We start from the raw sequence: 13,473 nt of genomic DNA, 5'->3' as shown, positions 1-13,473 counted from the left end.
TGTTCCAATCAATTATAAATGAGTTTTCGATTCAGTTAAACTTACTTCCATCATGAAGTTTAAAATCGCCATACTGGGTGCCGGAAATGTTGCCTGGCACCTGGCTCCAGCCCTTGAAGATGCGGGACATTCAATTACTGAAGTGTATGCGCGCACGATCAAAAGTGCTGCACAAATCACGGAACGGGTATATGCTGGAGAGCCAAAAGATGAATTTGATTTCACCGATAGTGAGGCAGAGATATTTATTCTTGCAGTAAAGGATTCTGCAATAATGGATGTGGCGAACGAGGTTATTTTGCCGGAGAATGCAATACTGGTTCATACCTCAGGATCTGTGGGGTTGGATATGTTGAATTATAGTTCGGCTACCTATACCGGTATATTTTATCCTTTACAGTCATTTACAAAGGGAAGGAAAATCGAATTTGGCGAAGTGCCTTTTTTGCTGGAATCTGATGATGAAGAGACATTACAAAAGCTGAAAAAGCTTGCAAAAAGTTTATCTCACTTGACTTATACCGTGCGATCAAAGGATAGAAAAGCCATGCATATCGCCGCGGTTTTCGCTAGTAATTTTTCCAATCATATGATCAGGATTGCGGAAGAAGTGATGCAGAGGCAGGGATTGGATTTCGATATGCTGAAGCCGCTGATTATTGAGACGATTTCCAAAAGTCTTCAAATGGGGGCGAAAGCGGCTCAAACCGGTCCTGCGATAAGGGAAGATTATGAGACCCTGGAAGACCACCATCGATTTTTGAGTTACAACGATGGAATCGCCGAAATCTACCGATTGATCTCCCAGGATATTATTGACAGCTGATCAGTGCTTCCAAGTGCCGAATTTTCCGGCTTGGTAGTCATCGTAAGCTTCTTGGATCTGCTTATGTGTGTTCATCACAAATGGACCTTGAGCGACTATGGGTTCATTGAAAGGAGCGGCATTCCCTAGGATTAGGATTGTGTCTTCGGTAGCTTCTACTTGGACTTTCTCGCCAGTATTTTCAAATTCTACCAAATGCCTGAAATCTACTACTGCCCCATTTACTTGCAGTGCTCCGCGTACGATATAAAAGAATATAGTATCTGATTTTGCAATAGACTTTTCAAACTTTCCGCCTTCTTCCAGATGAATTGTACTCATGTTGATTGGGAAATTACCTTCGAAAGCTCCCTTTGTTTCTTTCCATTCCCCGAATAATTGCTGCACTTTTACTTTACCATTATCTAGGGTAAATGTTGGTATTTCTTCTTTTTGAAGTCCCTTATACTTAGGAGCAATCATTTTTTTATCAGCAGGAAGATTCAGCCAAAGCTGAAGGATTTCGAGTTCTCCCCCATTTTTTTTGAATTCAGAACTGCTCACTTCAGAGTGGATCAGGCCACTTCCAGCTGTCATGTATTGAACGCCCCCAGAGCCGATCACAGACTCATGGCCCGAAGAATCCAAATGCGTGATGTCCCCTTCCAGAATAAAAGTGACGGTTTCCATCCCTCGGTGAGGATGTGGACCGAAAGGCAATCCTTGATTGTGGGTAGGATAAGTCTGTAAACCGTGATGATTTAAAAATATGAATGGGTCTAAATGAGCTAAGACCCGCGTCGGCATAGGGCTATAAGTCACCAAATCCGCAATAGGTCTATATTCTGCTTGATGTATTTTTTTGATTGCTCTCATGATTTTTCCAACTGATGTCTATACATTAAATGGTTTTGAAGAGAATAAGTTTCACTTTCTCCCCAATTATTTTGGAATGTCTTTTAACCTAAGTTCGAACAAGTCAGTTCGTCGGTCTTTGAGGTTTCTTACACTACCAAATTGATTTAACTCCCTCAATAAGGATAGATCCACATCTGCAATTAACGTCATTTCATTATTTGGCGTGGCTTCGGCTTTGATGCCATTACTAGGGAAGGGGAAATCGCAAGGTGTGATTACCATGGATTGAGCGTATTGCATGTCCATGTTATGAACCTTCGGTAAATTCCCCACGCTTCCAGCCATGGCGACATAGCATTCATTCTCAATTGCACGTGCCATGGCGCAGTTTCTTACTCGAGAATAGCCGTTTTGAGTGTCTGTCAAGAAGGGGATGAATAAAATGTCCATTCCTTGATCAGCTAAAATCCGGCTCAGTTCTGGGAACTCAGCATCGTAGCATATCAAAATCCCGATTTTGCCGCAGTCGGTGTCAAATGATTTGAGTATGTTACCACCTTGCATTCCCCATACTTTGGCTTCCAGTGGTGAAATATGGAGTTTCTCGTACGATTCAATAGAGCCATCTCTTTTGCAGAGGTAACCTACATTGTACAACTTGTCATTTTTCACCTTCGGCATGGAGCCGGTGATGATGTTGATATTGTAGGATACAGACAGCTGCGCAAAACGCTTGACAATCTCATCGGTGTATTTTGCTAACCCACGGACTGCCTGCGCTTCACTCAGGTGATTGAATTCTGCCATCAGTGGGGCATTGAATAACTCTGGAAATAGCGCAAAATCCGAGCGATAGCCAGAAACGGCATCTATAAAGTACTCTGCCTGCTGCATCAGTTCATCCAGATTATCATACAAACGCATTTGCCATTGGATCAAGCCCAGACGCACTATGGTCTTGTTTGTCGATGCTTTTTTGTTCGGCTTTTCGTAGAAAATATTATTCCATTCCAGTAATACGGCAAACTCACTGGACGCAGAATCTCCTTCCAGATAGTTTTTCATGATCCGTGCCGGATGGAAGTCATTCGCCAGTTGGAAATTTAAAACCGGGTCGTAAACCTCCTTCATCTTCACCTTTTCTAAGTATTCTTTTGGCCCCATCTGATCAGCATACTTGTGGTAATTTGGGATTCGCCCACCAAATACAATTCCTTTCAAGTTTAGCTTTTCGCAGAGTTCCTTGCGGTAATCATATAATCTTCTGCCAAGCCTTAATCCACGAAATTCCGGTTTGATAAAGACATCAATGCCATAGAGCATGTCACCGGAATCATTGTGATTCTCAAAGGTAAAGTTGGTCGTGATGTCTTTGTAGGTATGCTCTCCTTCCAGTTCGGCATCATTTACTATGATAGAAAGCGCACAGCCTGCCAGCTGATCATTTATTTTGATGACCACTTGTCCGGCAGGGAATTTATTAATCAAAATGTCAATCTGGCTTTCAGCCCAGTAAGAGCCAGGCATATTTCTGTATGCATCGATCATGGCTTCTTTGAGGTCCTTGTAATCCGAAGGCTGAAGGTATGCTAATGATATATTTTCTGATTGGGTATTGTCCATAAAGTAGGCTAGAAAGGCGATTTTTTGCGTGTTTCGAAATCTGAGATTTAGAGGGTTTGAATAAAAATCGCTTAATGTTTATTAAGATAAGAAGAGTAGATACAATCAAAAAATCCTTTCCATTACGGAAAGGATTAGGAGTAGCAAGGGCATTAAATTATTTAAGCCAGGCGAGCTTTACCTCTTCAGGGGCTTTCATCCTATCTGCTAATCTCATGTATCGGTCTGATAGCTTCACAAGGTAATCCTGTGCTTTGGATGCTACGTCATTTAATCCAGTCAGACTTTCTATTTTCCAGAGACCTACTAGGTGTTCAATAATCCTAGCATAATCCCAACCGGTATAAATGCCTACTTTCTGAGTGATAGCTGAGAATTGGGTAAATAAGGAAGGGTTTGAACCGCCCTCACCCATTAGCACTGCCGGCATGACGATCTGCTTTCTCATTAATTTCTCGAAAGCGATGATGGCTCCATTTGGATCGATATCAAATATTGCGGACATAAAGCTCTTATATGCCTTTTCATGTCTAGCTTCGTCTCCTGCTATTTGCTTGCAGATTCTCCCAAGAACTGCATCTCCTGCTATGTCTGCCAATTTACCAGTGTTTACATGAGAGACTTTAGTAGCTCTTTCTTGAAATGAGGTATATACAATAGCCTGATAGGGATCTCCACCGGAATTGGGATCAAATCCATTCATCAATAGTCTATGAATAGTCTGTTCCACCGCCTTCATATCCACTCTACCAGTCATGTACAAGTATTTATTCAAAAGGTCACCATGGCGGTTTTCTTCAGCAGTCCATGATTTTGACCATCTAACCCAGCCAGAAGGTGATAGCAGGTTTCTTTCCGGATTTATGCCTTCCAGGAGATTGAAATATGTCTGATAACTAGGGAGTGCTTCCTCGGTAATCATATTGCCGATAAGAGAAGTCAAAACCGTATCAGGAATACCTTCTGATCTTTTCTGTAATTGTTTTACTTGGTCATGAATATCTGGATCTCCAAAATCGGGTAGGAAATCTGATGGTTGCCAGCACTTGTCTGGATCAACCAGAATATTATCTACTGCTTCACCTACAAGACCATCCAACTGAGAGATGACCTCTATGTTTTTTTCTAGTTCGTAATTTATTTCTCCTGATTTCATCATGGATAAATTTAGGTCCGAATAATAAGTAACTCGGTGCGGTTTTGAATTGGGACAAATTTACTCACAAATGGACAAAATACTGATAGAAAGTACCTATCAATGATTTAGGAATCCATAAGTAGCCAGCTTACAGTGGATTAGCTGAGCATAACATGGGGGTCTTGATAGGGATTTTTTATGTTTTGCTCTTTGCTTTCCTAAGATTGGTGATATTTCCTTTGATCACCTATTTTTTAATATAATGAAAATTAGGGCCTCTGCGTTCAATAAACTCAAAAAAGCCTTCAAAAGAAGGCTTTTATTTGATAGGTAAACTGGGCGAATTAGTATTCCAGTTTGTAGGCAACTACCTTATTTTTGAAGAAAGTAGGAACCAAAACAATGTTATCTCCTGGTATGAAGCCTATGTCTGCAGTATTTGACTCAGCGTCTTTAGTGTCCAAAAGCAAGGTTTCGCCATCACTGCTTACAAAGTAAATCTCTCCTGCCCATCGAGAAGCAATGTAATTTCCGTCTCCTAAAATCACAAGTCCATCTCCGCCTGTAACAGTTCCGTTCAATAGCTCGGAGGTGTCGTCCGATGGAAGTGTTTTCAACCCAGATTTATCCAATCCATACAGCATTCCATCCTCACCGATAGCAATACCATTAATTGATTCATGTCCTTCTGTTACTGTTGATATTTTACCGGCATCCAGCAAATGGACTTTACCGGTGTTCATATCAGTGAAATAAACTTTGCCGTCATAGGTAGCCAGATCATTAAGAAACTTCCCGCCTTCCACCGCGTATTTCTTTATGATTTTTCCAGATTCTAGGTTGATTTCTACTACCTGATCAATATCTGTTACGTATAAATTCCCTTGAGTAATCCCCATTCCTTTAGGAGCATTCAGGCCGGTCACCCAATTCTGGTTAACTATTTTTCCGTCTTTGTCAAGGATAGATATCGAGCCTTTCCCGTCTTTTCCGGAAGGATCTCCATCGATATTCGCTACGTAAATCTTGCCAGTAGCTGCATCATACAGGACAGACTCATTCGTCGTCAATGTTGAATCTGTTTCCCAGATTTTAGTCAGGGTAGGCGTTTTTGCTTCCTCTACTGCGACCACTTCGGTATTTTCTTCTGTTTTGGGAGAAGAACAGCTAGCAAAAAAGAATGCTGTGGATAGACCTAAAAGGCCAAGTTTGATTGATGTTGATTTCATATTAGTTTTTGGTTTGTGTCCAGTTTTGTTGATTAAACCCAGCTGCGGCTGTTTCTTTGAGTCTGTCTCCAATTTCCGCCAGATAGAGCGTATTATATCTGAGTCTGGAAATATAATTGGGAAGGGTAGGATCTCCGTTCCAGCAATGTTCTGCCCGGTCGCCATATGCTACCGTCCCGTTATAATAAGGGTTTTGCGTTTGCTCTAAAAAATCCTCAGTCAAATAAACCGCATTATTTAAGTAATAGTTATCCATGTCGCCTCAGAATATATTTATTTTACCTTCCAATTTTGAACCTAAAACATCCCAGTCACGCTCCATGATATAGCGAAGATCGTAATTTTCCTTCCAATACGAAGCAACTTCTGGATCAATTTCTCCCGAATATTTGTCCCAAATGGGTTTTCATCAAAGCCCTCCGGAAGGAGTACGTTCAAGATACATGTCTCGTCCCCAGAACTCTGATAGCAAATCAGACTTGAGTTTTATGTGCTTGATGTATTCTGTGTCCTCCGGTTCTTTGATTTCAGGTATGATCTGGTCTATGGTCAATTTAAACTCTTGTGCACTTTTCCAATCTACCAAAACCGGTTTGCTATAGATGTTTTTTGGAGCGGAAGCCCATTGTCTGCCTTTTCCTTGATCCATAGGGAGTTTGACAGTATGGCCATCTGAGCGAGCAAAGGTTTCATGTTTTTGAATAAATGCCTACACGCCCAACTTGTAAGTAGCAAGAATAATACTATCCAGAAATGTTTCATGTTAGGTGGTTTTGAATTGAAATTCACCTAAATATCTATAGATAAATGGCGTTGAGGGCTCTAAATAAGCTAGCCTAACCAGATATTTTGTGATAAAGACCATAACTAGATCAATGAGGATTCCATGAGAAAAACCACTTATCTTAGGATTTATTCTAACCCACCAACTTATGAGAAAATATTTAAGCCTAGCGTTATGCGCTAGTTTGGCGTTAGCCTGTTCACCGCAAGAAAAAAATGAGGCAATTGATTATACTCAGCTATCTGATGAAGAACGATTGGAAGTAGCCACCAAAATAGCGCAGGAAACTATCATTGTCGATGGACATGTGGACTTGCCTTATCGCATGAAAGTAGGAGGATTTACGCTTCAGCGTGAAATTCTTGATGTATCGGTTCGTACGCCAGATGGTAATTTTGATTTTCCACGAGCCAAAGAAGGCGGGCTAGATGCACCTTTTATGTCCATTTATATTCCTGCTGGCTTACAGCAGACTCCAGGTTCTTCCAAGGCTTTGGCAGATTCATTAATACTGATGACGGAGCGTTTGGCTGATACTTTCCCAGATCAATTTGCCATGGCTTATAGCCCTGCAGATGTAGAAGCTAATTTTGCAGCAGGTAAAATTTCCCTTCCTATGGGAATGGAAAATGGCTCTGCACTTGAAGACGATATCACCAATGTGGCCTATTTCCAAAAGAGAGGGATTCGCTACATCACGCTTACTCATGGCAAAGCCAATCTGATTGGAGATAGTAGTTATGATTCAGTGAGGTTGTACAATGGCTTGAGTGAATATGGAGAGCAGGTTGTGGCAGAGATGAACCGAGTGGGAATTATGGTTGACCTTTCACATGTTTCGGATGATACGTTTAAGGATGCCTTGGCGATTACGAAAGTTCCAGCGATTGCTTCTCACTCTTCAGTAAGAGATTTCACGCCTGGTTTTGAGCGAAACATGAGTGACGAGCTGATTCAGGCCCTGGCAAAGAATGGAGGTATCATGATGATCAATTTTGGTGGGTCTTTTATTGATTCTGCCTATGCTTCGGCTGCAGATAAAGTCCTTGAGCATTTGGTGAACTACATGGCTGAGAATAATTTGAGCAGAAGTGATTCAGCATTTGAAGCATATTCGGCGGAGTACATTGCTGCAAATAGTCCTTTCCCTTCCGTTCAGCGAGTTGCGGATCACATCGATTATGTAAAAAACTTGGTTGGGGTTGATTATATAGGGTTGGGTTCTGATTTTGATGGAGTTGGAGATTCCTTGCCTACGGGTTTAAAGGACGTTTCCATGTATCCAAATTTGATTGCAGAGCTTTTGAAGCGTGGCTATTCAAGAGCAGAGATAGAGATGATCTGTTACAAAAATATATTCCGGGTTTGGAAGGCAGTAGAGGATTATGCAACAAAGGCCGAGTGACTTAGAGCTAATCTCTAAATTTTCATATCCTGCTTTAGTACTAGAGCAGGATATTTTTATGACTTCTATCTTCTTTCACGCTACTAAAATTAGTTTTAAGATTGCTTCAGCGATCTGAAAGTTTTTAGCAAAAAAATGATTCCTCTGGTGGTAGGATTCTAGCGCTTAGGAATCCTGGCTTTCAGATTTGAATAAAATTCTGTCAATTTTTCCGTTTTAGGTATGAGATTCGAGGTTTATCAGCCATTTTGACCGAAAGAAGTAATTGGAGATAGATTTGATAGTTGAGGATGAGACGGATAGTGGAATGTCAATATTCCAGTTCCGCCCCTTTAAAGTAGTTACCTCTACTAACCCGATTACGCTATGGATTTCAAGCAATTCACTATAAAATCTCAGGAGGCTATTCAAAAGGCTCTTGAGCTAGCCTCTGGAGCTGGGCAGCCAGCTATTGAACCAGCACATTTATTAAAAGGGATTCTCTCCGAGGACGAGAATGTTACTGACTTTTTATTCAAAAAGCTTGGGAGCAACAAGCAGTTAATCAGTCAAAAACTAGAAGAGCAATTAGCTAAAATGCCAAGAGTAAGTGGTGGGCAGCAACAGCCGTACTTGTCCAATTATTCGAATCAGGTGTTGGCAAAAGCAAAAGATTATCTTAAGACTTTTGGGGATGAATATGTAGCGATAGAACATGTGTTACTGGCCATTTTGTCTGGAGGAGATGCGACGGCTAAGATCTTAAAAGAACAAGGCATTTCTGAAAAACCATTGATCGAGGCAATTAAAGAACTTAGAAAAGGCAATAAAGTGACCGATCCAAACGCAGAAAGTAAGTATCAGGCATTGGAGAAATACTCCAAAAACCTAAACGAAATGGCCAAAAAGGGCAAGATTGACCCTGTGATTGGCCGTGATGAAGAGATCAGGCGAGTGCTACAGATTTTGGCTCGTAGAACCAAAAACAACCCAATCCTTCTTGGGGAGCCGGGAGTGGGAAAGACGGCAATCGTCGAAGGACTAGCGCAGCGAATTATCTCTGGTGATGTACCTGAAAATCTAAAATCCAAGACCTTGATTTCTTTGGATATGGGCTTGCTAGTAGCAGGAGCCAAATACAAAGGTGAGTTTGAAGAGCGATTGAAAGCAGTGATCAAGGAGGTGACTGATGCTGAAGGCGAGATCATTCTCTTTATCGATGAGATCCATACGTTGATTGGTGCTGGTGGAGGTGGCGAAGGCGCTATGGATGCGGCGAACCTACTGAAGCCTGCTTTGGCACGAGGAGAACTGCATGCTATCGGTGCGACTACGCTTAAGGAATATCAGAAGTACATCGAAAAAGACAAGGCACTGGAGCGTCGATTCCAGTCTGTAATAGTCGATGAGCCAGATGCTGCGGATGCGATTTCCATCCTTCGTGGGATCAAGGATAAGTATGAATTGCATCACGGAGTTCGGATCAAAGATGACGCGGTAATTGCGGCAGTAGAACTTTCACAGCGATACATTTCTGATCGTTTTTTGCCTGACAAGGCGATAGACTTGATGGATGAGGCCGGTGCAAAATTGCGAATGGAGATAGATTCTTTGCCGCAAGAACTCGATGAATTGAATCGCCGAATCATGCAGTTGGAGATTGAGCGAGAGGCTATTCGTAGGGAAAAAAATATGGACAAGGAAACTGTCCTAAGTAAGGAGCTTGCTGAGCTTGCCGAAAAGCGAGATAGCGTAAAAGCGAAGTGGGAAAGCGAGAAAGCTGTCATTACCGGTATCCAACGGGAGAAAGAGCGTATTGATAACCACAAACTGGAAGCAGAGCAAGCGGAGAGAGCTGGGGATTTTGGCAAAGTAGCTGAGATCCGATATGGTAAGATCGTGGAAGCTGAGAAGAAGCTAGAATCCTTCAAGTCTCAGTTAGCAGAGATGCAGGCTGGATCTCCGCTGTTGAAAGAGGAAGTGGACCAGGAAGATATTGCAGCTGTGGTATCCAAATGGACGGGAATTCCGATGAATAAAATGATCCAATCAGAGCGTGAAAAGTTATTGCACTTGGAGCTTGAGCTCGGCAATAGAGTGGCAGGCCAGAAGGAAGCAATTACAGCTTTGTCAGATGCTGTCCGTAGAAGTCGGGCGGGGTTACAAGATCCAAAGCGTCCCATCGGTAGTTTTATCTTCATGGGAACCACAGGTGTGGGTAAAACTGAGCTGGCAAAGGCTCTGGCAGAATATCTCTTTAATGATGAGAATGCCATGGTGAGAATAGATATGTCTGAATATCAGGAAAGACATGCGGTCAGTCGATTGGTAGGAGCGCCTCCAGGGTACGTGGGATACGACGAAGGCGGTCAATTGACAGAGGCAGTGCGGAGAAAGCCCTACTCTGTGGTCTTGCTGGATGAGATCGAAAAAGCACATCCTGATGTGTTCAACATACTCTTGCAAGTCTTGGATGATGGGCGCTTGACTGATAATAAAGGTCGTGTGGCAAACTTCAAGAATACCATCATCATCTTGACTACCAATATCGGTTCGCATCTGATCCAAGAGAGATTCGCAGACATGGAAGAATGGAACAAGGAGGAGATTCTTGAAAAAACCAAAATCGAAGTATATGAACTTTTGAAAAAAGCAGTGCGTCCTGAATTCTTAAATCGAATCGATGAGACGATCATGTTTGAACCGTTGAACAAGCAGGTTATTCGAAAGATAGTGGATATTCAATGGAGAGAGATTCAAAAGCGACTTTCAGAAGCTAACATAGAAATCGACGCCACGACTGAAGTTTTGGATTACCTGGGCGAGGTTGGTTTTGATCCGAATTTCGGGGCAAGACCTTTGAAAAGAACCATGCAACGATTGGTGTTAAATGAGCTCTCGAAGCAGATCTTGTCAGGTTATATCAAAAATGATTCTGCTGTGCTGGTTGATTTGGATGCGGATAATCAGGTTTATTTCAAAAATGTGGAGACTGTAGAATTATAACCATCAGCTTACTCACTAGTCAAACCCCTTGAAATCGTTAAGATTTCAAGGGGTTTTTTTTACTCAGAGTGTCTTAATGGCTCGATTTCATAAGTAGAGATTTTAAAAATCCATCCATGACAATATGTGTCAAAAATATTAAAATAGCCTTAGTTTTCCCTATCTTGTATCAGGATAAATTAACCAATAGACACTTATAAATTATGGATGATCAGTTAGATATGGGAAAAGTTATTTATGTAGTTGGTGAGAATGGGGCTGGAAAAAGTACCTTCATTGCGAAAAATTATCGGAGTGATGATTTTTTTATTGTTGAATTTCCAGCTGAGTTTCTCGAGGAGTTGAAAGGCACAGGCGATGTGGAAATTGACCTATTGATAGGAACTTACAATCAGTTGAATGGTGATATGCTCGAAGCATTCTTCGAAGGGAAATCGGTAGTTATCGAAGTTTGTGCAGATTCTGCAGGTGAGGAGCCTTTTACTAATTTAATAGAGCGTTCAACAAAGATTGGAATTCATACTTCATTGGTGATGATTGCTTGCGACGCGGATAAAAGGGAAGTGCGGCTGATAGGTGCGGAAAACGAACCCGGATATTTTTCTTCCTCTCTATTATTTCCCTATGTATTGGAAATTTATGAAGGGTTTGTAGAGAGTATTGAGTTAAGCAAAAATATGGGGTTCGTAAAATGACAGATGAGCAAACATATTTAGCTAAAAAGGATGCTTATCAGGGCAGTTTGTTAGGTGGTGCAGTGGGAGATGCATTGGGAGCTCCTATTGAATTTTATACAATTGCTCAGATAAGGAAGAATTTTGGTCAGTCGGGACTTAGTGATTTTGTGGAATTCAAAGAAGGTAAAGGAAGGTTTACTGACGATACGCAAATGACTTTGTTTACTGCAGAAGGGCTCCTCAGAGCTAGACATCGGGCGATGCTGCGAGGCATAGAGGGAGCCCTGCATCAGATTACATTTTATTCCTATTTGAGATGGTTGCTTACCCAGACCCATTCCTATGCGGCGGTTCAAAGTCAAATGACAGAACCCACTATGCTTTATAGTGGATGGTTGCTTTCGCAGGAGGAACTCTATTCATGTAGAGCGCCCGGGAATACTTGCCTGCAAGCATTGAGAAATGGCAAAATGGGAAGCATGGAAAATCCTATTAATGAAAGCAAGGGGTGTGGCACGATCATGCGAATGGCGCCGGTTGGATTGATGTTTGGCGATAATCCCATACTTGCTTTCAATGAAGGCTGTCATTTATCTGCTCTTACACATGGACATGCCTCAGGGTATCTCAGTGGAGGTTTTTTTGCTGCACTAATAGCATTTCTGATTAAAGGGGAAAGCATCAAAAGCGCAACATGGAAATGTCTGGAAATCCTTACCCAGGTACCTAATCACGATGAAGTCGAAGATGCAGTTCTAAACATGTTTTCAGTGTTGAAAGAGGTAGGATCCAAAGATCTGGAGCCTGAAGATTTGCAAAAACTTGGCGAAGCTTGGATTGCTGAAGAGGCACTGGCCATTAGTTTATTATGTGCAATTCGCTATGAAAATGATTTTGATAAGGGGGTGATTGCTGCAGTGAACCATTCGGGAGATTCTGACAGTACAGGAGCAATTGTGGGGAATATTCTAGGGCTTATCAATGGGAAAGGAAGCATCCCTGAAAAATGGCAAAGTAAGCTGCATGGAGCAGCAATTGTGCTAGAGATAGCGGAGGATCTAGCCATTGGAGTGAAGGGCAACAGCTTTGAGCAGGATAAAGAATGGTGGAATAAGTATCCTGGGAATTGAATTTATGTTTTAAGCTATAAAAAGATGATATATGATTACAATACAAGAATTGCTTTATAATCGGGGGCTTGATAGAAGCTCAAAGGTGAAACTGGTCAGACATAAAGATAGTCGTCAAGATGTTTACAATCTTTATAAAACAAATAGACCCAAGTTTTTAGAATATCAAAATGTGAATACTAAAGATGTGTTTAAAGGGGTAGATTACATAGTGACTTTTATTGGTGAAAAAGGAGTGATGGCAAGATTTATTGGGGTTTACAAAGTTGAATCTACAACTTTAAAAGAAGATCATTTTGAATATTCGATGACTGAAGTTTGCAGTCACTTTGATGATTTAAAAGAAAGAGTAATAATTAAATGGAACAATGCGATTTCATGGCATCAATGGATAAAAAACGAAATGGAAGTCGTAGAAATCCATCCTGGTTTGCACTATAGACAGTTTAGGGATTTCTTTGATTTTATTCTGACTTTTGATGAGCTAAAGGGAATTGTAGCAAATCAATATAGAGATTGGGAAAAAATGCTTTCATCGACTAAGGGAATTTACCTGATAAGTGACACAAAAACTGGTAAATTGTATGTTGGATCGGCTTATGGAGAATATGGGATTTGGGGACGATGGTGCAAGTATGTTTTAACTAATGGTCATGGGGACAACAAGATGCTCAAAGAGTTAATCAAAAATGAATTTAACTATGGTAGCCATTTTCAATTTTCTATTTTGATGCTTTTGCCAAAAACCATTACTCCTGATGAAACCATTAGAATGGAACGTTTATTTAAAAATAAACTTGGTACAAACTCCTTTGGCTTAAATCAGAATTAAACAATAG

At 41.2% G+C, this 13,473-nt stretch carries 12 protein-coding genes; 6 read left to right on the top strand and 6 right to left on the bottom strand.

Translation table 11 applies throughout. From position 1 onward, the window contains the following. The first annotated feature begins 52 nt into the window (after window positions 1-52). Complete coding sequence (locus U3A58_RS07395; protein WP_323822769.1) at window positions 53-826, top strand: Rossmann-like and DUF2520 domain-containing protein; 774 nt, start codon at window positions 53-55, stop codon at window positions 824-826. Here the strand turns inward: U3A58_RS07395 and U3A58_RS07390 are convergent, their stop codons facing one another. The 6 genes from U3A58_RS07390 to U3A58_RS07365 form a co-directional block, all read right to left on the bottom strand. Next, the gene (locus tag U3A58_RS07390; RefSeq protein WP_323822768.1) at window positions 827-1,681 is read right to left on the bottom strand and encodes a pirin family protein; all 855 of its coding nucleotides are present in this window, start codon (window positions 1,679-1,681) and stop codon (window positions 827-829) included. A gap of 66 nt (window positions 1,682-1,747) precedes the next feature. Beyond that, window positions 1,748-3,286: a carbon-nitrogen hydrolase family protein gene (locus U3A58_RS07385; protein WP_323822767.1), complete on the bottom strand. Its 1,539-nt coding sequence runs from the start codon at window positions 3,284-3,286 to the stop codon at window positions 1,748-1,750. A gap of 157 nt (window positions 3,287-3,443) precedes the next feature. Further along, window positions 3,444-4,445: an acyl-ACP desaturase gene (locus U3A58_RS07380; protein ID WP_323822766.1), complete on the bottom strand. Its 1,002-nt coding sequence runs from the start codon at window positions 4,443-4,445 to the stop codon at window positions 3,444-3,446. Window positions 4,446-4,768: 323 nt separating this feature from the next. Beyond that, window positions 4,769-5,653 (bottom strand): SMP-30/gluconolactonase/LRE family protein, encoded by an 885-nt coding sequence (locus tag U3A58_RS07375; RefSeq protein ID WP_323822765.1) that lies wholly within the window; start codon window positions 5,651-5,653, stop codon window positions 4,769-4,771. Between the two features lies 1 nt (window position 5,654). Next, on the bottom strand, window positions 5,655-5,909 hold the full coding sequence (locus U3A58_RS07370; RefSeq protein WP_323822764.1) for a hypothetical protein: 255 nt from the start codon (window positions 5,907-5,909) through the stop codon (window positions 5,655-5,657). 153 nt (window positions 5,910-6,062) lie between these two features. Continuing rightward, window positions 6,063-6,302, bottom strand: coding sequence for a hypothetical protein (locus tag U3A58_RS07365; protein ID WP_323822763.1), 240 nt, complete (start codon window positions 6,300-6,302; stop codon window positions 6,063-6,065). A gap of 283 nt (window positions 6,303-6,585) precedes the next feature. On the opposite strand from U3A58_RS07365, the gene U3A58_RS07360 reads away from it, so the two are divergent. The 5 genes from U3A58_RS07360 (at window position 6,586) to U3A58_RS07340 (ending at window position 13,466) form a co-directional block, all read left to right on the top strand. Then, entirely contained in the window at window positions 6,586-7,842 is a 1,257-nt protein-coding gene (locus tag U3A58_RS07360; protein WP_323822762.1) for a dipeptidase, read from the top strand. 366 nt (window positions 7,843-8,208) lie between these two features. Next, window positions 8,209-10,827, top strand: coding sequence for an ATP-dependent chaperone ClpB (gene clpB / locus U3A58_RS07355; protein WP_323822761.1), 2,619 nt, complete (start codon window positions 8,209-8,211; stop codon window positions 10,825-10,827). A gap of 203 nt (window positions 10,828-11,030) precedes the next feature. Next, entirely contained in the window at window positions 11,031-11,522 is a 492-nt protein-coding gene (locus U3A58_RS07350; RefSeq protein WP_323822760.1) for an ATP-binding protein, read from the top strand. Then, window positions 11,519-12,634 (top strand): ADP-ribosylglycohydrolase family protein, encoded by a 1,116-nt coding sequence (locus U3A58_RS07345; RefSeq protein WP_323822759.1) that lies wholly within the window; start codon window positions 11,519-11,521, stop codon window positions 12,632-12,634. Before U3A58_RS07350 ends, U3A58_RS07345 begins: the two co-directional genes overlap by 4 nt. A 31-nt stretch (window positions 12,635-12,665) precedes the next feature. Beyond that, window positions 12,666-13,466 carry a GIY-YIG nuclease family protein gene (locus U3A58_RS07340; RefSeq protein WP_323822758.1) on the top strand — a complete coding sequence of 267 codons (801 nt, stop codon included), beginning with the start codon at window positions 12,666-12,668 and terminating at the stop codon, window positions 13,464-13,466. The last annotated feature ends 7 nt before the right edge of the window (window positions 13,467-13,473 follow it).

The organism is Algoriphagus persicinus (assembly GCF_035156415.1).
Lineage (GTDB): Bacteria > Bacteroidota > Bacteroidia > Cytophagales > Cyclobacteriaceae > Algoriphagus > Algoriphagus persicinus.
This window is presented reverse-complemented; position numbering and strand designations above follow the sequence as displayed.